This window comes from Nitratireductor lacus (assembly GCF_056431025.1).
On sequence record NZ_JBWKMB010000028.1, the window covers coordinates 18638 to 39742 of the forward strand.

The following is a 21105-nucleotide window of genomic DNA, read 5'->3' on the forward strand; positions in this document are numbered from 1 at the left end:
TCGCAGACCGCCCGATCAAAGGATGCCCCAAGCACGGTAGCGTCCCCTCCCCGTCATCTCTCGCAGGCTGAGCCCACTGAGGAGATTGAGCGCCCCCTGTTTCGAGACTTTCAGCCGTGCCTGGATTATGCCGGTGGACACCAGCGGCCGGGCAAGCACCAGCTCGACGAGATCGGGCAGTTTGGAGTTGGCGCGGCACGACCTGAGACGCCGCTCCATCCGGTCACGTGCCAGTATGAGGCGATCGTGCTCCTTCAGGCCGGCGCACGCGGCCTCGTGGATGGCATCGAGGAGCGCAACCAACCGATCTGTGCGGGTCCGCGCCCGCCGGCGCTCGCGCGGGATTGCCATGGCGCCAAGCTGCAGGCAGGCCAGATGGTGCCCGGTCAGACCATCCTGCCGCAGCAGGGCTCCGACCAGCAGTGGCCCGAGCCACCCGGCATGCTGCAGCACCTCAATCTCGGTCCAGGCCTCGAGCCCGATTGCCGCGCGCAGGACCACCGGCAGGTCTCCCGTGTCGGCCAGCACGGCCTGCCACTCGTCCAGGCGGGCGTCCTCGTCCCAATCGAGATCGTAAACCAATTCCGGCCGGTCCGTCGGTGCCGACTTCTCGATGGGCGCCACCGCGGCGCCGTCGAGCACCCTGGCCGAGCGCTCGAGCACCGCGTCGAGCGCAGCGAACGCGCTCGAGAGCGGATCGCCATCGGGCGGCTCCGATTCCGCCTCGTCAGGCCGTCTGGATTCCCGATCCCCCTCCCCATTCCGGCCGCCTTGCGGCGTGCCGGCGACGCCGCGGCCAGCAAGCTGGCGCAGCCCGTCACGTCCGAGTGCCCAGTCGGGTTCCTGGGCAAAAATCTGTCGCCGGGTGCGCAACACCGCATGCGCCCGAGTGAGTTCGTGCGTCGGGGCGCGGATGTTCATGTGCGCATCGTGCAGGACAAGGTCTTCCACATGCACGAGCTCGCCCTCCAGCCAGAGCGCCGCGGCCGCGTCGGCGAAGTGGGAACGCTCGATCCAGCCCTCGCGGACGGCTGAGCGGGCAAGGCGTTCGTCGAGGCGGGCGAGCGCCGCCGTGGCGCGGGAAACGGATCCTATGAGGGTGTCCAGAGGCAGTTTGCCGATATCGTAAGCCATTGAAATAACGCTAGATGATTCGCGTTGGTCAAGCTATCTACTATTTTTCTGGACCCACAGGGGATATTTACACCAGCCGAACTCACTGTCGATAACGACGGAGCATCCGAACTGTACAGGGCTGCGCCCTGGAGACCTCAGGAGCCCGAAAAGTGTTGATTTCCGCCGTCCTCGGCGCAATAGAGGCGAAGAAAAGGCGCTCTACAGACGTTTACAAACGATCAGTTATCCGTATCTTCTATGTTTGGAAATCCGGGTCTCAATGATCTCCCAGGCGCTGCAAATGGCCACTGACACACGAAATCGTACGTCTCGTCGACCACAGGGACGGCTTATCGGCTATGCGCGCGTCTCTACGGACGAGCAGGCGACACAGGCGCAGGAAATGGAGTTGCGGTCGGCCGGCTGCGAAACGATCGTCGAGGAACACGGTTCAGGCGCCTCTCGCGCCCGCCCTGCCCTCTCACGGCTTGTTCAGGATATCGCCGCCGGCGACACGCTCGTCGTGGTACGCCTCGATCGCCTGGCGCGCTCCGTGAGCCATCTACTGGATGTCATCGAGGATCTGACGGCAAAGGGTGCGCATTTTCGATCGCTGAGCGATCCGATCGACACCAGCACGCCCCAGGGCATGTTCTCGCTGCAAGTGCTCGGCGCCGTGGCCCAGCTTGAGCGGGCGTTGATTTCCGAACGGACCAAGGCCGGGATCTCAGCGGCAAAGTCCAAAGGACGCTTGCCAGGCAATCCGGGCATCCGCGAACGGCGACCTGAGATGCTCTCGAAGATGAAGCTGGCGCAGAAAGCAGCCTATGGTGAACGGCTCCAGGCAACCGCCACACAATGGCTTCCGACTGTGAAGCGGATGCGGCCGGATCATACGTGGGACGACATTGCCCGGGTTCTCAAACAGCGCGGTTTCGACTGGACGCCGGAAAGGTTGCGGCGGGCGGTCAAATGGATGGTCTCGGAAGGCATGGCCGATGCGTCACTTTTGCGGAAGTCGCCACCACGGCCGCCGGAGCATCGTCTGATGACGCTCGTCGCCGGAATCCATTCGTCCAATCCGGAGCTTACATTGCGCGAGATAGGCACTCAGCTCGAACGGCTGCATGAGCGCACGCCACGGGGCGGAACCAAATGGGCGCCCTCTTCCGTCAAAAACCTTATCGACCGCGCAAAACGCAGCGGCCTGATCGAAGCCGGCGAGGCAGAAGTGCCGGGGTGATAGACAAGCGCGAACGCAGTACAAATCGCGCGCCTCGAGCGTAGGCGAAACGTGGCAAACAAACCGTAAAGCCGGGAGCACACTCATGGATACGATGGTCATCAACAATCGCGAGGAGTTTGCGCAATGGGCGATCGATCGCGCCAACACGATCATCGTTGAGCAAGGCTCTGTGCTTGCAACGGCCGCCCGATCAGGTGACGAAGCGCAGCTCTCCGGCGCGGCCAATGCTCTCGGCCAGACGATCGTCGACACCCTGCTCGATGCTTTTGACTGCCTCGTCGACAGCGAATGACTCACGGGCCTGGCGAAAACCGGCATTCTTGCCCCGATGCGCGTCATGAATTCCACTTTTTCATCGACTGACGAAGAGCATCGGACACTTCAAAGCCCCCTTCCCGGCTCTCTGGTGGTTGCTGGGTCTGAGAAGACGCCTGGGCCGCCGCCTTGTCCGCCTCGAGCTTGGCATTCAGCAGCGCCATGATCATCGGCCATGCCGAGAACTTCCCTTTCCGGGCCTTGTCGGTCAGGCTGCGCAGATAGCCGCCAGGACTGTTGATCTGATCGGCCCGCTGATAGATCGCGGCGAGCGTAATCGTCGCATGCTTGTCGCCGAGAACCTCGCAGGCCTCGCGCCAGGCGCTTGGACTGACCCCCAGCATTACGCGACCGACCTCCGCGGCCGCCAAAAAGTCCCGCCAGTTTCGGATTTCCCCGTCTTTGGCCAGATCGCGCCAGCCCTTGCACGCATCCAGCACGATACCCAAAGGCAACTCCCGCTTCGGCAAGCTCCGCAGGTTGTCGTTTTCCTCGGCGGTGCCGCTCGCTTCATTTTCTTTTCGAGAGCCTTTTTCAGATTCAGATATGGAGTCTGAGTTTGAATTCTGTATGTGGCGCTCAGAATGAGACTCATTGGCGCTCATATTTTCTGATTTCGTGAATGATTCCAGCGCTTCATGGACTTCCACCCAGAGCAATTCGAGATCCTCGCAGACGGTCTCGAGGACCTGACGTGGCGCCGTGCGGGGAAGCCTGGACATGATTTCCTGATAGGTCCGCGTCATCAGGCCCCAATTACCCGGTACGCCCTCCTCGATGCCGGCGTCGATCATCTTGACAATATCCCTCCGCAACAGGGTCAGGCGTTCTCTGACGGCCTTGTAGGCGCGTTTCTCGGCCTGGACGGCCTCTGCGAGCTCCGCGAACTCCTCAGCGCGAGCGACGATCGGCGAGAGATCGAAGCCGTAGGCCTGTTCGACCTGGCCGCCCCTGCCCTTGCGCGCGAACCGCTTTCCGTTCGGGCTGTCGCGGCGAATGATCAGCCCGCAGTCGACCAGGCAGGCCAGATGACGTCTAAGGGTCGCCGGCGACATACCGTTTGCCCGGGCCGTCAATTGCTCGTTGGAAGGCCAAACGATCAGTTCGCCTTCAGATGTCAGTTCACTCTCCGGATGGAACGACAGCAGCGCGTTGAGGATCGCCAAAGCACGATCTGTGGCGCCAAGCGGCTCCTTGGCATCCCGGATCGCGTGAAAGGTCTTCCACTTCTCGACCTTGGCGCCTTGCGGCATGGATTTCGCGGCGACTTGCTTTGCCATCAGGCCAATCGTCATCGGCCGCCGCCCAAAGGGCGTCGTTGTGACATGCGTCTGCATTTTATCTCACCTATCGCTAGGCAATAGAAAACTGCTCGCCGAAAAGGCGCTCACGACTCAAAAGAGCCTTGACTGTGATTCTCGGAAGTGCGATTCTCTAGCTGCTACACAAGGAATGGGCTTCCGGAAGCGATTTCGGTGGCCTTTTTCTTTGCCAAATTTCCCTTGGCCGAAGGTTTCGGCCGTTGATTCAGTCGCCGCCCTCCTCTCCGTTTTCCTGAAATTCCTGATAGAGGCGCTCTAGTCTCCTCGAGAGATAGGCGCCAAACTGTGAAGCGTCCTTGGCCTTCAACGCCAAGGTGAAAGCCTTGCCACTGTCCTTGGTCGAAACCTTCACGGAGTCGTCGGACAGACTCCAGGCCTTTTCCGCTGGCGATTGTTTCTTAGGCTTCCTCGATCCGGAGGCCTTTAGCTTTTCAAGCAGAAAGCCGAACCGATCGGCTTCGTCGAGTTCCGTGAAAGCGTCCGATTGAACCAGTTCCAGAGCTTGAGCGGATTTCGCGGGGGCTTGTACTGTCTTCTTGAGGTCTTCCCAACGATCACGTCCGATGCCCTTGGCGGCGCCAAGAGCATCCAAAATGGGGGCAGGGACCGTTTCGGCTACGGACAGCATTCTGGACAACAAGGTGTCATCAACGGTGAGCGCGCTTTTTATCGTGCCCTTGTCGATGCCGGACTCTTGCAAACGTCTTGCGTAGAGTGATTTCTCAATAAAGCTCAGATCGTCTCTGGCCGAGTTCTCTTGGCCCTGCGCGACCACGTGGGCGATCTCTTCGAGAGGCTTGATAACCGCCCTGACCTTCTGGCCGAGCTTCTTTGCCACTCGCACCCTACGATGTCCGAACACAATGATATGACGGTTGCTATCGCTGGGATTCGGACGAACAAGCACAGGCTGATGTTGGCCCGCTTCCTTGATCGCTTTGAGGAGCTCCTGATCCTTGGCTCGATCCTCACCAATTCGGTCTTGGTAAGGGGAGGGGTCTAACGTTTCCGGGTCAAGTGAAACGACCACATCACCCTCAAGAACTCGCATCGAGTTCTCAGCCAGATCATCAAGCGATTGCATCATTGAGCGTGATGCGCCGCGCCGCGCGTACTCCACGCGCGACTCGCCTTTGTCAGCGGATTCCGCCGGCTTGGTTGGCTGCGCGCTAATGTTTGCGAGAAGGTGCTTCCTAGCCATTCGTCATTCCCGAATTCGAAGATATCTTCTTGAACTGACTTTGTTTTTTGGCGATTTGCACGGCTGTCAAAATCTCGATCATTTTCGACCCCAGGCCTTGTGAACGAGAGTTGTGATTTCACTGTTCACCGCGTTTAGGGACTCGATCGCCCGATCATAGGTCGCACGCACGAACTGAGCACGCTCGACTTCGTAGACCGTCTGTTTCGTGATGCCGGCGTCGGATATGGCAGTGGACTTCACCATTTGATTGTTCAGCATTCTCTTGCTGAACATCGCCTGCATGAAGCCAACCATTTGCGCCTGCGGCCCATCCGTCGCCTCATACCTGGTCGCAAGAAAACGGAACCAGTCGAGCTTTACCTTGGCGCCGGCGCCTTTGATGGATTGCAGAATGCCGCCGAGCATCAGCAGGAACTGACTCATGCTCATGATGTCCAGCATTTGAGGATGAACGGTGATGAGCACGGCAGTGGAGGCGGTCAAGGCGGTCAGTGTTAAATAACCGAGCTGCGGGGGACAATCGATTACGACCACGTCGTATTGGTCGTCGACTTCCTTCAAGGCCTTCGAGATGCGCGTAAAGAAGAGACGGCCCTCATGCGAATTGGCAGCAGCGAGAGGCGTCTCGTACTCGTACTCTTGGAGTTCCAAATTCGCAGGAACAATATCCAATCCCGGGAAGTTTGTGGCTTGGATTATGTCCTTGATTGAGCGCCGCTCATCGTCATAGCGCAGCGCTTCGAACAACGAAGGATTTTTGTCGAGCTCAGGCTGCACACCATGAAGTGCCGTTAGCGACGCTTGCGGATCAAGGTCGATCGCGAGAACACGGTGTCCCGTAAGGGCGAGATACTGAGCGAGATGCGCAGTGGTTGTTGTCTTTCCCGAACCACCCTTGAAGTTGACAACTGAGATCACCTGCAGGTGCTCGCCGTCACGTCGACGCGGCACGTAATTCTTCACGTCGCTGCGGCCGTGTTTGTCGAGGTATTGGCGAAGCTCGAGCATTTGCTCTGCCGTGTAGGAACGCCTTCCAGAGGAAGACACTGTCGGATCGGGACCCTTTCCATCGAGATGGAGTTTCTTGATGTGGTTTTGTGTTACACCGATGAAATCGGCCACCTCGGCAAGCGAGAACAGTCGCAGTCCTTTTTGCGCGTCAGGTGGGTACTGTTCCAAACGGAGCATGTTCAACCGATCAGAGATCAACTCACCCTGCTGGATGATCTCTTCGTCGAAATCCAACTCGTCTTGCTCTATGATCGGAACCACCGAATTCTCTCTTTCCTTGAAATAACGCTTTTTCCAAGACAACATGCGGGAAAGCGTTATTACTATGGGTGATTCCGGATTGGGCGCAAGCGGTTTTTGGTTAATGAAACCTTAATGCGAGTCGGGGCGAAATGGCGATGGCTGTCCGTTTTGGACCGATTCTCCCAATATTTTCCATGACTTACCTGAAGCATTCCGCAGGCACAGGTCAGGATCTTATCCCGGCAGTTTTGACGGGGCAGGGCGCATCGGCGCCAGCAATCGGCCGCGACTTGTCCTGAAACCGCAGAATTACGCCAATCCCGAACCCGACTCAGCAAAGTGAGTCGCCTCAAAGCCCCGGCAAGGAACGGTTCCAGCACCATAAGGGGTGCGACCCCGGCAGAACTGCCGGGATGACCGATTCCGCCTCATGGGGGTGATTACAAGAGTAGTGCGTAGGTGTCCGAAATCCGTGAACAAAACAGGAATTCCCGGAAGGATGACATTTCGGGATCAGGCTGCCAGAAATGTCCGCTGTGGCGTGCGAACTGGTCGAAACCCTCCTTCTGGCGGCCTTGCCTTGCCGCTCCAGTCGTAGGTGCCTATCAGATTGATGTGCTCCCAGATCTGTGGAGAGACGTGGCGCAGCAGATCGGCCGGTAGATAATGTCCGTCGGCGCGGAGATGATCCACGACGCGGGACAGGTAAATCGTGTTCCAGAGGATAATGGCGCTGACGACCAGGTTGAGGGCCGATGCACGAAACGCCTGGCTCTCGAAAGTGCGGTCACGGATTTCGCCGCGCTCATGGAAAAACACCGCCCGTGTCAGCTTGTTGCCGGCTTCGCCTTTGTTGAGGCCTGCCCTGCAGCGGCTGCGCAGCGCCGGATCGGAATACCATTCGATCATAAAGAGCGCTCGCTCGATGCGACCGATCTCGCGCATGGCCCGTGACAGCACATTGGTTTTCGGCAGGGCGGCGAGCTTTTTCAGCACGGTCGAGGGTGCAACAATCCGATCCTCGACCGACACACCGATCCGCAAGATTTCGTCCCAAGCCTCACGGATTGCATCGGCTTCGATGCGCTCGCCGATATGACGTTTCAAAAAAGGATAGGTGCCGGCGTCATCAAACACATGAAAGCGCCAATCTTTCAGATCACGAAGCCGCGGTGCGAACCGCTTGCCAAGAACGGCGAACATCGCAAACACATGGTCGTTGGCCCCGCCGGTATCGACATAGTGCTCTTCAATCTCGAGCTGGCTTTCATGGCCGTAGAGCCCGTCAAGTACATAGGCTGCTTCACTTTCAGTGGCCCCCATCGGCAGGATGTAGAAATGTCCATGCTGATCGGAAATCCAGGTGTAGAATTTGGCGCCTGGATCGCCACTGTAATGGGCATTGACGTCGCTTCTTTTTGCGCCTTGTGCGGCGGCTCGGAAAAACTGCCCGTCCGAGGAAGATGTCGTGCCGGCGCCCCAGATTTGTGCGTAAGGATGGTTCAGGTGCGCGTTGATAATCCGGGCCAGGCCTGGCTTGAAGGTTTCGTGGCGCAGATGGAACAGCCGTGCCCAGGCGATCTGGCGAGCGCTGACACCATCGGAGGCTTCGGCCATGCGTTTTGCACCGAGATTGGTCGCGTCGGCGAGAATGCCTGCGTAAAGCGCCGGCTGACTGCGAACTGGTTCGCCGGTGCGCAAGTGCGTGAAGCACTCGGAAAACCTGGTCCAGCTATCGACCTCGGCAATCAGATCGGTGATTTCGACCTGCGGCATACGGTCGAGGCAGAGCCACTTCACCGCCTCTGCTTCCTTGGGCACATTTGACCGGTGCGGCGAGACAATCAAACTGCCCTCGGCCATTCGTACGCCGGGCAACTTTCCCGTGCGGGCGCGAAAGGCAAGCTGCTTCAGTTTGAAATCCATTTCCCGCTGCTTCGTCGCCAGCCAGGAATCGGCATCGTATGGGACGCCGAGGCGCAGATCGTCGGCTTCCTTCCGGACATTGAAGGATGGTTCGGATACCAGATGGGCAATGAGGGGCCGATGGGTGCGCCCACCTTCGACCCAGATGTCAGCTGAGCGCAATCGATCACGCAACACTGCAAATGTGGCGACTTCATACAGTCGAGGGTCCGGCTTGCCGCCAACGAAGACTGCGCTGCGGATCTTTGGCTTGAGGTGACCAACTGGAACCTTGCCCGGCAGGCTCCGGCGGCCAGCTTCATGGTGTTTGCGTAGGAGATCGATTGCCGACAGCAAGGGATCATGTCTGCGTGCCGAGCGGAACGTGAAAATCTGCATGATCATGTGTGCCGACCGGCGTACACTGTCGGAGCGTTCGGCCGCGCCCAAGAGTGGATCAGTGTCAGTCTTTTTGACGATGGCGTCAACGTCAGTCTTGGCCCGCACCAGCTGATGCCACCCGATTTCGCGATCCAGAAGATCAATCGCATCTTCGCCTGTCTCGTTGGCCTCGGCCAGGGTTTCCAGTGTATCCCGAAACAGGCGCAATAGCCGCGCACTTTCTTTACGGGCATCGAGATGACGCCGATCACGGCGCACCTTGGAGCGAGAGAACAGTTTCGCGACCATTTTACAAAACATCGTGATGGCTGCATCCGTCAGCCGCCCATGGAGTTCGACGAGCTGGGCTGCAATCGTCGCGCGCCGGCGCCCGGCGTTGAAATCATTCGCCAGCCAACTGGGCGTGACGTTGCCTTCACGCACCAGTTGGGCCCAGCGGTCGGGATGGATGCGGTGCCGGCAATCGTGATCGATGCCAAAACGGCGAACGAACACCAGCCGCCCGATCAGAGCCTTCAGACTCTTTTCGCTCGGCGTTTCTGGGAGCGCTCGCAGCCATGCAAGTCGGGTCATCCGGATAGCTGGGTCAACGGTGAGCAGTTCATCGAAGGTCGACAATCGTTCTGTCGACAGACCATCGAGCAGTGCAGATTCCATGCGGCGGCGTGCAATGGCGCGCGCGGCACGGCCAAGACGGTCGAGTGTATCGATTGCCGGCAACAGCGCGTCGCGTTGGCGCAGTGCGGCGATCATGGCTTCGGCGATAGGCATTCCCTGGTCCGTGGCACCGGCGGCACTGACCGCCGCAGTCAGAGCTGCTCGGTGATCATGCCTATTGGCCTGACGCAGAGCAAGATGGCGCTGCGCTTCCAGGGCGTGCTCGCGGCGGTTTTGTTCCCGGCGACCGTATTCAGCCAGGACGGCGGGCGTGACATCGATTTGCTCGGCGACGAATTCGATCATTGCGGACGGCAAGGTCTCGCCGTGCCGCCAGCTTCGGCCGAGATGGTGCATCAGGCAGAGCTGGATCGCCAGACCAAGCTGATTGTGAGCCGATGTCTTCGCCTGGATGAGATCGAGCTCTGCCTGTCCGAGCGTGTAGTGGCGGATCAGGGTCTCCTCATCCGATGGTGCGTCGAGCAATGCGGACCATCGGTCGGGTTTGAGCAAAGGTCGTTGCGCCATCTATTCTCTCTCCGCTGGCCCAGCGGGGTAGTAGGGGTGGCCACTGCGCTGTCCGTCAAACGGAGATTTGACGGCATCCACAGAAAATGTCCGCAAACATGCCTTGACAACGGAAAGGCGGACAGAAAGATTGCCGGACGGATAAACGGACTGAATGCTCTCCACTATGCCCACACTCGGCTATGCTCGTGTCTCGACCGATGCCCAGGATCTGACCTTGCAGCGCGATGCTCTGGCCAAGTTGGGGTGCGAGAAAATCTTCGAGGACGTCGCATCCGGCACGAAAGCGGAACGGCCCGGCTTGGCCGAAGCTCTAGCGTATCTTCGCGAAGGGGACATCTTGGTGGTGTGGAAATTCGACAGGCTCGGCCGATCGTTGCCACACCTCATTGAAACCGTCACGGGACTCCAGGAACGCGGCGTTGGGCTTCGGTCGCTTACCGAAAACATCGACACGACCACGCCGGGCGGTAAGCTAGTTTTTACCATCTTCGGCGCGCTTGCTGAGTTCGAGCACGATCTTATTCGCGAACGAACGGCGGCAGGGCTAAAGGCGGCGGCGGCGCGCGGCCGGAAAGGAGGCCGCAAGCCGGTCGTTACATCCGACAAGCTCGCACGCGCCAAAGCGTTGGTCGCGAACGGTCTAACGGTGCGGGAAGCGGCAGCGCGCCTGAAAGTCGGGAAGACCGCTCTCTATGAAGCGCTTTCCAGCCGGTGACTGGTCGAAAACACGAGCTGGCGGACAAGCACTACATGTAGCGGCTTGAGACTATCGGCGCTTGAGCTTGAGATCATCGCGATTTCTGGCTCACATTATTTGAGACTATAAAATCGCTTCGGCTCACAATAAATGAGAATGGGCTCAAATTATCTGCGACGGGCTCACATTGTTGAGACTGGGCGCAAGGCCATGAGAATGAGGACCTTTCTCACAGCGCCAGCCCTGCCATGCGCATCTGATCGGCCAGTTCGCGAGTGCGGCCCGCATCGAGCTGACCATCAAGGAAGTGGCGGATTTCGCTTGGTTTGGCGTGGAATTGGTCGGAAAGCACTTTCACGGAATAGCCCTGCCGGGTGAGCCGTGGTTCGAGATCGTCGAAGTCTGGTGCCAGCGTGGAAGCAACGATCTCCGGGGTGATCGGCTTGTCGCCGAGTCGAAAGCCTTCCTCGAAGGCGCGGTTGAGGTGCTCGGCGAACTGGAGCGGCGTGCTCAAACGGCTTGCCAGAAGGTCCAATGCCGCAGGTTCGATCAAGGTGCCGATGTCGGCCTTCTCCACAGCACAGGCTTTCAGCAGCCAGTCGAGATAGGCCCGCGCTTCTTCGCCAAGCCCGTCGAAGGCAAGGACATCGGTGCGGTGACCGATCTCCTCCATGATGGGCCGCCGCAAATCGTTGCGCAGTTTCGGGTGACCGACAAGCACGACGGATAACTTCCCGCCACCGCGGGCGATGACTTCCATCAGCCGCTTCAACCCGTTCAGCGTTTTGCCATGCAGATCATGCGCCTCATCGACAAAGAGGACAACCGGCTTGTTTCCGCGTGCCGCGACCAGCTTTTGCAGCTCGCGCTCGCGCTTTTCGCCTTGGGTGGGGATTTTCGGTTCCTTCTCCCGTGAGAGGTCGTAGTACAGGGCGGCAATCAGCGTTGGCACCGTGGTCCGCGCCTTGTCGACCGACAGGCTCTCGGCGACGATGACCTTCTTTTCCTTGGCGATTTCATCCTGCAGGCGGTGCAGGAAGACGGTCTTGCCGATGCCGACCGGGCCAGTGATGGCAATCAGACGCCCTGCGCCAATCCCCGCACGAACGGCCCGCGCGATCTGGCGGTGGTTCTCGGTCTCGTAAAATCCCACCGCCCGCCAGTCCTTGGCAAGCTCGTAACGCTCCATTATTTCAGCGGTCAGCATTCCGGTTTCTCCTCCTGCGATGCCGGTCGTTTGGGGAAGAACCGGGCTTTGATGTCTTTCTCGATTGTCCCCTTGTCGAGGGTGCGGCCGACCAGGGCATTGATGAAGGCGAGATCGTCTTCGCCGAGCCGGGCCAGCGGCCGGTGCAGCATGTCGGAGATGCCGCGTAACGCATCGAGACGATTGGCGTAGGTGAACTGGCCGTAGGGGTCGGGATCGACAAAGGCACGACTTGCAAACGGCAGCACATCCGCGGTTCGAACCAGACTTGCCTCAGAACCACTGAGTGCGGCGCGCGGGATCGATATCTTTTGTGCCAGATCGCCGATCCGATCGGCGCGCTGCTGGGTCGCTGACTTCTGTGGTTTGCGATAGCGGTGCAGAGGAATAGGACCGCCTGACGGGCGGTAGGGGCCGAAGCGTTTTTGACCGAACTCGACGAACAGTTCGTGGTCGAACAACCCCCACCACAGCGTCACGGTTTCGCCGGCGAGGTCCGGATCGACCTCGTAAAAGGCGCCGTCCACGCGGATGCGGGCATCCCCTGCCACCTTGCGCGTCTCTGGCTCCCGCGCAAAGGCACAGAACCGCTCCCATGAGCACATCTGGCGCAGGCCGTCGGTCGGCAAATTCTTCACCCAATCCTCGAGACGGCTGTGCGGTTCGCGCCGATGCGGTTGGGCGTTGTAGCTTTCGATATACCGGGCAAGCCAGGCATTGGCTTCTTCCTCGGTCTGCGGTTTGTGAAAGTGATAGAGTGTTTCATGCGCTTCCTTCACCGTCCGGAACGGCCGCTCGACCTTGCCCTTGGAGCGCGCCGTCGGACGGCGACCGTCCGATCCCGCCGGCATATGGGTCAGCACGCGCACGCCGAGCCGCTCCATCACTGTCTGGAAGACACCGCTCTTGGCGATCGGCCCGTTGTCCAGATAGAGCGTTTCGGGAATCCCCTGCAGCGTGGCCTCGTTACCTTCCTTCGGCGCCATGGCATTGAACAGGAACCGCAAGCCGTTCTCGACATCCTCACCATAGACACAGCGATATTCCTGGTAGGCAACGCCGCTGCGGTCATCGACTGCGCTGAACAGCATCGGCACCGGTGTACCCTTGCGGTTTGGATCGACCCAGAGCGGCTGGTCGATCTCCTTGAGATCGGAGGGGCTGATATCGAACTGCCACAGCGCATTGCTGGTGCGTGCCTCGAAGCGCACCGCCGCAGGCGCCCGCGTCATTCGGGCATGATCGTAGCCCCAAAGCCGCAGGTACCGATTGACCGTCGCCTTGTTCAGGAGACCGGCCGGCGCTTGCACCAAGCCTGACGGCGTCTCAACCCCATGGCCTTCGATCAATTCGATTGCGCGTCTGGTCGAAAGGTGCCGCCCCTTACGATTGGAGGTGCGGATTTTCAACGCGGCGATGATCTCGCAGTAGCGCTCCAGATCGGCGCGCGGGATATTGCGCGGCTCTCCCAGATCGGTTCGGCGCAATCCCTTGGGGCGCAATTGACCTTGTAGCGCGCGGTAGACGGAGGCGCGTGACACGCCGAACAAACGCGCCGCACCATCCACCAGGACCCTCCGCTCAACATGGCGCGGCGGCAACTGATCCAGCCGGCGACGAAGATCAAGAAGCGCCTCGGCCGGAATGCCGCCGCCGCGGCTCACGGAGCACCACCGTCGAGCAGTCTTTGCCCGGCTTCCTTCGGTGAGCCGTCGCCATTGACGTACATGTAGAGCGTGGTCGTCGTGATCCCGAGGCGGCGCGCCAGGTCGGCGGCATTCGTTGCGCGGTCGGCCATCGCGTTCATCGCCATGCCAAGCATCTCGCGGTCCATCTTGCGTGGCCGCCCACCGTTGCGGCCACGCGCGCGGGCGGCGGCCAATCCTGCGCGGGTGCGCTCGGCGATCAGCTCGCGCTCGAATTCGGCGAGCGCCGCAAAAATGCCGAAGACCAGCCGCCCATTGGCCGTGGTCGTGTCGATCTCGGCACCAGTCCCCGCGAGAACACGCAAACCGATGCCGCGCTCGCGTAGATCATCGACGGTCGTCACCAGATGCTTCAGATCGCGGCCAAGCCGGTCGAGCTTCCAGATGACAAAGGTGTTGCCCGGCTGAAGCGCTTTCAGGCAAGCGACAAGGCCCGGTCGGTCATCCTTGCGTCCGGACGCGCGATCCTCGTAGATACGACCGGCGTCAACACCGGCCCCGATCAGCGCATCGCGCTGGAGGTCCAGCAACTGGCTGCCGTCTGCCTTCGACACCCGTGCATATCCGATCAGCATTGTTCCCTCAGTCAGAATAGACGAGCACAGGGTGCAACCTGATGGAGAAATTCGCAACGGGTTTTCTGGCGAAAATTTCTGCAGTCGACGCTGTTCATCGTACCCGCAAGAAAAACGCTCGTTTGTGAAACATGCTGATTGGATATGCTCGGGTCTCCAAAGCCGACGGCAGTCAGTCGCTTGATCTTCAGCATGACGCTCTGATCGGGGCGGGGGTCGAAGAGCGACATATCTATTCAGACCGTGCATCAGGGAAGAAAGATGACCGCCCAGGACTGGAAGCCTGCCTCAAGGCCCTTCGCGACGGTGATGTACTTGTAATCTGGAAGCTCGATCGTCTGGGCCGTAGCCTTCATCATTTGGTGAAAACGGTGACCAATCTCGCCGATCGCGGCGTCGGGTTAAAAGTGCTGACCGGCCAGGGCGCCCAGATCGACACCACCACCGCCGCTGGTCGGCTTTCCTTCGGCATCTTCGCCGCCCTGGCGGAATTCGAGAGCGAGCTCATTCGGGAAAGGACGATGGCCGGCCTCGAGGCTGCGAGGGCCAGGGGCCGCAAGGGTGGCCGGAGATTCGCCCTCACCAGGGCTCAGGTCCGATTGGCTCAGGCCGCCATGGCCAATCGGGACACCGCCGTCGCTGAACTCTGCGAAGAACTCAGGATCAAGCCGGTGACCTTGTACCGCTACGTCGATCCAAAGGGAAACCTAAGAGACTATGGCAAACGCGTTCTCGGCGTTTAAACACTCTTGCATTGCAAGCAGTCGCAGGGCATTGTCACTGGGTGCTGTTAGGCACAATCATCAGCACTTCCATATACTTGGAGATAATAATGAACTTTCGTACTCCCAAAAAAACGGACTGCACTGAACGCGCCGAACGCACCCGGTGCACGGCGCTGGACAAGGAGCTTGTTCGCGATCTGACAGCTGAGGAGATGCTGCTTATCTCAGGCGGTTCCCGGAGCAGCGGCGGCGGTGGCGGCATTCAGGCCTGATCGCTAACGCTTATACCGAGCACGGACGCTCGGACGCTCGGACTTTATGGGCAGCTTCGAGAGCTGCCCATTTTGCTTCTCTGCACGGAGGCAGAGCAGCGTATTGGCTTCAATAAGTAATGAACATTTCATCGAACCGTTCGGCAGCACTGTTTCGTAAGGCGGCGTTGGAAGGCGTCAACGAGGCTCCTTACGTTGACATAATTGGGACAGATAGCAGATTTGCCACATGGACCCCGCTTCTCTGGTTAGGGGGCGTCGGAACTGCGGCAGCTCTGATCATAGCTGGCTGTTTCGTTCCCTTCCCCGTAACATATCGATCTGAAGCGTATGTCACGTGGAGTCCTGCCACAATCGATGTCACTATCGATCAACCCGGTATCGTTGAAGATGTCAGCGTGACGCTGCATCAATCGGTCACCCGCGGGCATGTACTAGCAAAGGTGGTGCCGGACTCCAGTGTTCACACAGAGACGTCACTATCCCATCAGCTTGCCACTCTGGACACCAAGCTCGCAGTTCTTCGACGTACAAAGGGATTCTTAGATTCTACCCTCGAAAAAATTGCGCAGCTTGAGCGCCAAGAGGCCGACAATCTCAGTAATTCAGAGCAATTTGCCTCTGAGTTGACTTCTAGCTTCGTGACCGCGGAGCGCCTTCATGCCGAGCTCATCGGCGTCTCGGAGAAAGGTCACGCAAATCAATTAACGTCGCTGCGCAAACTGATCGAAGACCAGATAAACTCTGCAAAAACCGGGATCGATGCACTGCAATCTAAAATGGACATCGAACAGGGACATCTAGGATCAGTAAGCCGAAGAATGAATCTTGCCAGTCTGCGCTTTGAGATAGAACGCGCCAATGCAGACTACGGTACTACGATTGCCGATCTGCTTCTCAAGAAGGAGCAGCTTCGAGAACTCTCCGGTCAAAATATCAAGGCTCCGATCGATGGAACGGTGATTTCAACACCGCCAGCAATAGGTGAAAGCGTTTCCAGCCACGAAGTGCTGTTCAAGGTCAAGGCGGCGGAAGCCAAGCCAGTCATAGAAGCCCTTTTACCAGCAGGAGTGGCTGTGCAACTTCAAGAGGGCCAGTCCGCAACGATCCAATTTCCGCTAAATTGGGGACTAAAAAATTGGGACGCTCACATAACTTCGATCGCGACGCCTCGATCAGACAGCAAATCACTTTTGGTCTCTCTGAGTCCATTAGCGATACCAGGACATGTTGCCCCTGATTGGGGGGGAATGGGTGGCTCGCAAGTCACGGTCTATTTCAACCCTCGTCAAGTTAGACCCGTCGATTTGCTGCTTGGACGGTGACTATGCGTAATCCTACCCTTGTGTATCAGGAGGATGTCGCGGATTGCGGACTGGCTTGCCTCGCGATGGCTGCAAGTGCATATGGTCGCCATTATGACCTCGCGGTCCTGAAGGCTCGATTCCCGACATCAGCCGAAGGGACATCGCTACCCGAGCTATTATCGGCCGCAGGCCAACTTGGTTTTTCTACACGTGCGGTACGTTCCGAAATCGAGGGGCTGCGCACTCTAAGAACGCCGCTCATATTGCATTGGGGGTTTAACCACTACGTGATTCTAGAGCGAATTCGCCAGGACACGTATTTCATCCTCGACCCTGCATTGGGGCCGCGAACGTTCAAAGCCAATGAGCTGTCACGCTTTTTCACCGGCGTTGCTGTGGAGTTTTCGGCCTCCAAACCGCTATCGCAGTTTGAGAAAGCTGCGCAGATCTCCATAAGCGATCTATTCCTCAGTGCCCCTAACGCAATTGTAAGGCTACTGCTGTGTTCACTCCTGTCGCTGATCACAATTATGGGAGTGATGCTTTTCCCATTGTACATTCGTGCAATTCTCGAATTCGCAGTCTCGCCATCCAACTATCGGGCGCTCTATATTGTCTTTTCTATATCGTTGGTTCTATTTCTCTCATTCTCGGTCTTTTCGTTCATAAAACATAAGGCCATTGCCACCCTATCTGCCGACGTAGAGTCGGTTCTGGCGAATGTCCTCAATCAGCTCATATTCCGCACATCCTATAGTTTCTTCATGCGTAAAACACCGGGCATGATCGCGCGGTACTATCAGAATCTCCGCCGTGTGAGGCAGATTATCTCCGAAGGCGTCATAGAAGCATTTATTGACCTTCTTGTCGTCGGCGTCCTTTTGGTGGCTACGTTCGCAATCAGTGTTCGACTGGGCACCGCCCTCCTTCTCGTTGCCGCAACGTATTGTGCTGTTGTCACCATTGTTCAGAGAGATCGGATAGAACGGTTTCGCCGAGCGGCGGCGATTGACAGCCATGAGAACATTATTCTCATGGATAATTTGCGTAACATTCAAGCCGTCAAGCTGAATGGCCTTGAGGTGCCACGATCGAGTATTTGGCAGGCGGCGTACCGCCGTGCCGCCACGGCTCATGATTCTTTGAATGGTCTTTTGGCCCGCGCGGAACTGGCTGGAAATGCGTTGCTGAGCGTCGCTCGTTGTGTGCTGGTTGCGCTGGCTGGCTATGAAGTCCTGTCGGGCGCCGCGACGTTCGCCGTGTTTCTTTCTTTCTCTCTGTACCAGGCCTTCCTCACTTTGAGCTTGGCCAACTTGCTGCGCCGATTAACGGGCCTTGTCGATATCCGCTATATTTTGGCTGACCTCAGCACGCTGCTGGTTGCGGAGCGAGATCCTATGATCGCTCCGTCTAAAATCGATACCCCGGCCGACGATCATCCTACCGATGCTGTCGGTCCGTCGGTTAACTTGCAGCCCAGGAGGGGTACGGTTTTGTCGTGCTCCGAGGTTGCATTCCGGTTTGATCGGACCTCCAGAAGGCTGTTTCGGAATGTGTCGTTCGAAGTGAAGCCAGGAGAAATCATTGCGATCACGGGGCAATCAGGCTGCGGGAAAAGCACCTTGCTGCGTGTGGTCACCGGGCTATTGCCTGTAGATGCTGGAGAGATATGTTGGTTTGGGCAGCCCCTGCAAAATTGGCATCGACGTTCGCTCGTTCAGCATGTCGCCACCGTCATGCAGGAGGATCACATCTTCAGTGGAACCGTCCTCCAGAATATCTCTCACTTCAGCCCGAATCCCGATATGGAACTGATAGAGGGAGTCTGTGAAGCTTCAGCCATGTCCGCGTTCTTGCCCAAATTGCGCATGGGGCTACACACAATCCTTTCTTCCAACTCAACGATGTTGTCAGTGGGTGAGAAGCAGCGAATCTTTCTCGCTCGGGCACTTTACTCGAAGGCGGACACGCTTTTGCTGGATGAATTCACCGGCAACCTGGATCAGAAGACCGAAGGTCAGATTTTTTCTGCACTGCGACGTCTTAACAAGACCATCATCATGACCGCGCACCGCGAATCGACAATTGCGCAGGCCGACCGCGTCTTCAACCTCGATTCTGCAACACGCGAGTTGACCGAACTCAGCGAGATTAGTCGTGAAGAGCCTTGTGATTGACATGCAAGACAGTCCATCAATTCCGTATCCGGTCAATATAAGCTTCCCGCTCGCATTTAGCGCATTCAGATCGTTCCTACCCATGGAAGGCCTGGATATCGATGGCAGGACAGTCCTGGAGGGCCGTTCACTGCTCTTTCCCCCCGGCTCGTCGGATTATAAACGCTGCCCTTTCCCTGGCTCCCGTCATCACCACGAGAAGCCAATGAATGCGGCCGCACTGCGCCACTTGACGAAGCACATCAACGCCACCACCGCCTATTTCGAATGCCTTGCCGGCTGTGTGCAAAAGAGAACATGGCCCAGCCCGTCTGGAGACGTCGTTCCTCAGCTACTCCGGACCGGATACGCCGGATTTAGAGCGCCGCAGCTTTGGTTGCTTGCGAATCTGATGGGTGCAGACCGTACTCTTCCACCCTATGTCGCCCTCACATCGAAATTATCTCAGGGATTAATCGATCTCACGTTCTTCGCTTCAGAAACCGATTCACCGCCGATCCCTCCGGACCCATCCGGAGAGAATTTGTACAGCTATGTTGAGGCCAATTCGAAGCTGGTCGGAAGTAAGGAAGTGTGCGCCGGCCCGCCCAATCTGATTAAGCGCCTCTTGGACATTGGCATCTCACCAAGCTCACAAGAGGCGCCAGTTCTCTCACCGCCCTCAGAGTTCACGGTACCGGCTATACTGGATTATGCATCGCTTGCGTGGGGCAGTGAGCTTTCAGCGATCCTGTACAACTATATACGGCTTTCCGTAATGAAATCCCGGTGCGGCGAACTCGACTTACGATCGCATCTGCGTGTGAGCTTCCCCTACGCACTGAACGTTTTTCGGCACGTGAACCTCAATCATCCGTTCGCAGAGACAGTTCTATCAACTTATACCAGGCAGGTATGGAACACAGAGCGAACAGGAACCGCCATTCAATCTATTCACGCAATGCTGGCACAGGTGCACTCACTCCTTTCAACCTCGCCAGCGGCCATCTCAATGTCGGAGAACGATTGGGATGATTTTGCCGATCTGATGTCTGAGAGTTTATCACAGATATGCCAAGCGATAGATGAACTGGAGCTTCTTCCGCCCACCCAGGATAAGATCACTCCCGAGCATCTAAGCCTGCTTTTTGGTCCGGCTCCTTATGAGTGAGCCTAGCGGCAAAGTGCCTGAGTTCTGCGCTTTCTTTTCCTCACGTGCTGTAAAGCAATTGTGCATCCGAGAGCTGCGATACGCGATCCCTTGCAATTGCTGAAAGCTCCTCAGTTGAGAATTCATCCGAGAAAGGGTGATTTTGAATATATCTCATCAATGCGGGCAACGTTATTGGTTTATGACACGCCAAAAGTATGGCGGCAGTTAATTTATCGATCATGCTGTCAGAACTTTCTGTTCGGACAAACCATCTTTTATTGGAATTTGACACAAGGAGTGCCGGCCTTGTTTTAATGACGGGTCCGTCGTCCTCACCCGAAACATTCGTATGATCTACAGGCGGCAATGAATGCAGAAGTGACAATATACTATACTGAATATTCTGGTGAAATAACAGAGCATCCCCCATCCATTCCTCTATAGAGCTAAACCTATCATTAATCATGTTGAAGTTAAATTCTTTAAATCCATCGCAAATTTCGGCGCTAATTTTCGCGTTTTTCATCAATCTACGAAGAATCCACTTTCTTCTTCCATAGGTATCACCACAAAGACAAAGCAGTGCTTCAAGCTCCGTCTGAATTAGAAATCGATAGAAATCGACCCCCAGGAGATAATCGCCGTCGAGCAAGACGCCTGCTAAGTCCTCGAAATTTGCTGCTGCGACCCTCAGGTAGTCCTCCACCAATTGTTGAGTGTACTGCTCGCGTCTAAAGCTGGCCATGGCCTGTTGCCATTTTTCGTGTCCAACAATTGGCGTGGCTGAGACTAACCGTTCCACCTCTCGCTTCTCATCATCACTCAGCCGATTATAATCCCGGTCGTCAGCAGCTCGGATGATACGGTCGAGGCGGTCATATGTGATCACCAGCGTCTCTACCCGTCGGCCAGAAATAACGTCACAAACGTAGGTGCCGTCCTTTGCGGTGAGTTCAGATGAGTTTTGGGCAAGGAGCACAAGATCTATGTCGGACCGTGAGCTAGCAATTCCAAGGGCTTGCGAGCCAGTTGCGGCTAACGCATCTGCTTGATTCCGGAAGTGAGAATCGAAGTAATCTCTTACAATTTTCGCTAGATCGGCGTTCACTTTGCAGAACCCTTGCTGATGGGGCGGCACCCATGGTGGAGAAAGGACAAGCTCACTTAGTGAGGCCGGCTTTGTAGGTCATTTCTGCAGTGTGGGTAAGTGGAGGCGGCCAGCTTGCACAAATTGATTCTTTCGGTACTGATGGTGTCGATTGCTCGGCACATTCCTGTGCGCAGGGCGTTCGTCTGCCACGTCTGCTCAGCTGGCGACCAGCTATTGAGCAGCTGGAGACAGTCGAAGGCTAACC

Annotated in this window: 17 protein-coding genes; 8 read left to right on the forward strand and 9 right to left on the reverse strand. The window is 57.5% G+C overall.

Annotation, left to right across the window (positions count from 1 at the left end; genetic code table 11):
- Positions 1–15 precede the first annotated feature (15 nt).
- On the reverse strand, positions 16–1134 hold the full coding sequence (locus AC07E3_RS19135) for an RHE_PE00001 family protein (protein ID WP_478364086.1): 1119 nt from the start codon (positions 1132–1134) through the stop codon (positions 16–18).
- 283 nt (positions 1135–1417) lie between these two features.
- Between AC07E3_RS19135 and AC07E3_RS19140 the strand changes: the two genes are divergently transcribed.
- Together AC07E3_RS19140 and AC07E3_RS19145 are read left to right on the forward strand one after the other, a co-directional pair.
- Complete coding sequence (locus AC07E3_RS19140) at positions 1418–2359, forward strand: recombinase family protein (RefSeq protein ID WP_478364088.1); 942 nt, start codon at positions 1418–1420, stop codon at positions 2357–2359.
- An 85-nt stretch (positions 2360–2444) separates the two neighbouring features.
- The gene (locus AC07E3_RS19145; protein ID WP_478364090.1) at positions 2445–2654 is read left to right on the forward strand and encodes a hypothetical protein; all 210 of its coding nucleotides are present in this window, start codon (positions 2445–2447) and stop codon (positions 2652–2654) included.
- Positions 2655–2697: 43 nt separating this feature from the next.
- On the opposite strand, the gene repC is transcribed toward AC07E3_RS19145, so the two are convergent.
- The 4 genes from repC to AC07E3_RS19165 form a co-directional block, all read right to left on the reverse strand.
- Positions 2698–4014: a plasmid replication protein RepC gene (repC, locus tag AC07E3_RS19150; protein WP_478364092.1), complete on the reverse strand. Its 1317-nt coding sequence runs from the start codon at positions 4012–4014 to the stop codon at positions 2698–2700.
- A 190-nt stretch (positions 4015–4204) separates the two neighbouring features.
- Positions 4205–5200, reverse strand: a complete 996-nt coding sequence (gene repB / locus AC07E3_RS19155) for a plasmid partitioning protein RepB (protein ID WP_478364094.1) — start codon at positions 5198–5200, stop codon at positions 4205–4207.
- 78 nt (positions 5201–5278) lie between these two features.
- Positions 5279–6520, reverse strand: a complete 1242-nt coding sequence (repA, locus tag AC07E3_RS19160) for a plasmid partitioning protein RepA (RefSeq protein ID WP_478364096.1) — start codon at positions 6518–6520, stop codon at positions 5279–5281.
- A 450-nt stretch (positions 6521–6970) separates the two neighbouring features.
- Positions 6971–9949, reverse strand: coding sequence for a Tn3 family transposase (locus AC07E3_RS19165; protein WP_478364097.1), 2979 nt, complete (start codon positions 9947–9949; stop codon positions 6971–6973).
- Between the two features lie 166 nt (positions 9950–10115).
- Between AC07E3_RS19165 and AC07E3_RS19170 the strand changes: the two genes are divergently transcribed.
- Positions 10116–10667, forward strand: a complete 552-nt coding sequence (locus tag AC07E3_RS19170; protein ID WP_478364129.1) for a recombinase family protein — start codon at positions 10116–10118, stop codon at positions 10665–10667.
- A 211-nt stretch (positions 10668–10878) separates the two neighbouring features.
- On the opposite strand, the gene AC07E3_RS19175 is transcribed toward AC07E3_RS19170, so the two are convergent.
- The 3 genes from AC07E3_RS19175 to AC07E3_RS19185 are packed head-to-tail and all read right to left on the reverse strand — an operon-like array spanning position 10879 to position 14137.
- Entirely contained in the window at positions 10879–11856 is a 978-nt protein-coding gene (locus AC07E3_RS19175; RefSeq protein ID WP_478364099.1) for an ExeA family protein, read from the reverse strand.
- Positions 11850–13502 (reverse strand): transposase family protein, encoded by a 1653-nt coding sequence (locus AC07E3_RS19180; RefSeq protein ID WP_478364131.1) that lies wholly within the window; start codon positions 13500–13502, stop codon positions 11850–11852. The genes AC07E3_RS19175 and AC07E3_RS19180 overlap by 7 nt, the downstream gene beginning before the upstream one ends.
- Positions 13503–13516: 14 nt before the next feature.
- Complete coding sequence (locus AC07E3_RS19185) at positions 13517–14137, reverse strand: recombinase family protein (RefSeq protein WP_478364101.1); 621 nt, start codon at positions 14135–14137, stop codon at positions 13517–13519.
- Positions 14138–14268: 131 nt separating this feature from the next.
- Between AC07E3_RS19185 and AC07E3_RS19190 the strand changes: the two genes are divergently transcribed.
- From AC07E3_RS19190 to AC07E3_RS19210, 5 genes are all read left to right on the forward strand, one after another.
- On the forward strand, positions 14269–14880 hold the full coding sequence (locus AC07E3_RS19190) for a recombinase family protein (protein ID WP_478364103.1): 612 nt from the start codon (positions 14269–14271) through the stop codon (positions 14878–14880).
- 89 nt (positions 14881–14969) lie between these two features.
- Positions 14970–15134, forward strand: a complete 165-nt coding sequence (locus AC07E3_RS19195) for a hypothetical protein (protein WP_478364105.1) — start codon at positions 14970–14972, stop codon at positions 15132–15134.
- A 119-nt stretch (positions 15135–15253) separates the two neighbouring features.
- On the forward strand, positions 15254–16459 hold the full coding sequence (locus AC07E3_RS19200; RefSeq protein ID WP_478364107.1) for an HlyD family secretion protein: 1206 nt from the start codon (positions 15254–15256) through the stop codon (positions 16457–16459).
- A gap of 2 nt (positions 16460–16461) precedes the next feature.
- Positions 16462–18618, forward strand: a complete 2157-nt coding sequence (locus AC07E3_RS19205) for a peptidase domain-containing ABC transporter (protein ID WP_478364109.1) — start codon at positions 16462–16464, stop codon at positions 18616–18618.
- Between the two features lie 205 nt (positions 18619–18823).
- Positions 18824–19768 (forward strand): hypothetical protein, encoded by a 945-nt coding sequence (locus AC07E3_RS19210; RefSeq protein ID WP_478364111.1) that lies wholly within the window; start codon positions 18824–18826, stop codon positions 19766–19768.
- A 40-nt stretch (positions 19769–19808) separates the two neighbouring features.
- Here the strand turns inward: AC07E3_RS19210 and AC07E3_RS19215 are convergent, their stop codons facing one another.
- Positions 19809–20858: a hypothetical protein gene (locus tag AC07E3_RS19215; protein WP_478364113.1), complete on the reverse strand. Its 1050-nt coding sequence runs from the start codon at positions 20856–20858 to the stop codon at positions 19809–19811.
- Positions 20859–21105: the final 247 nt, after the last annotated feature.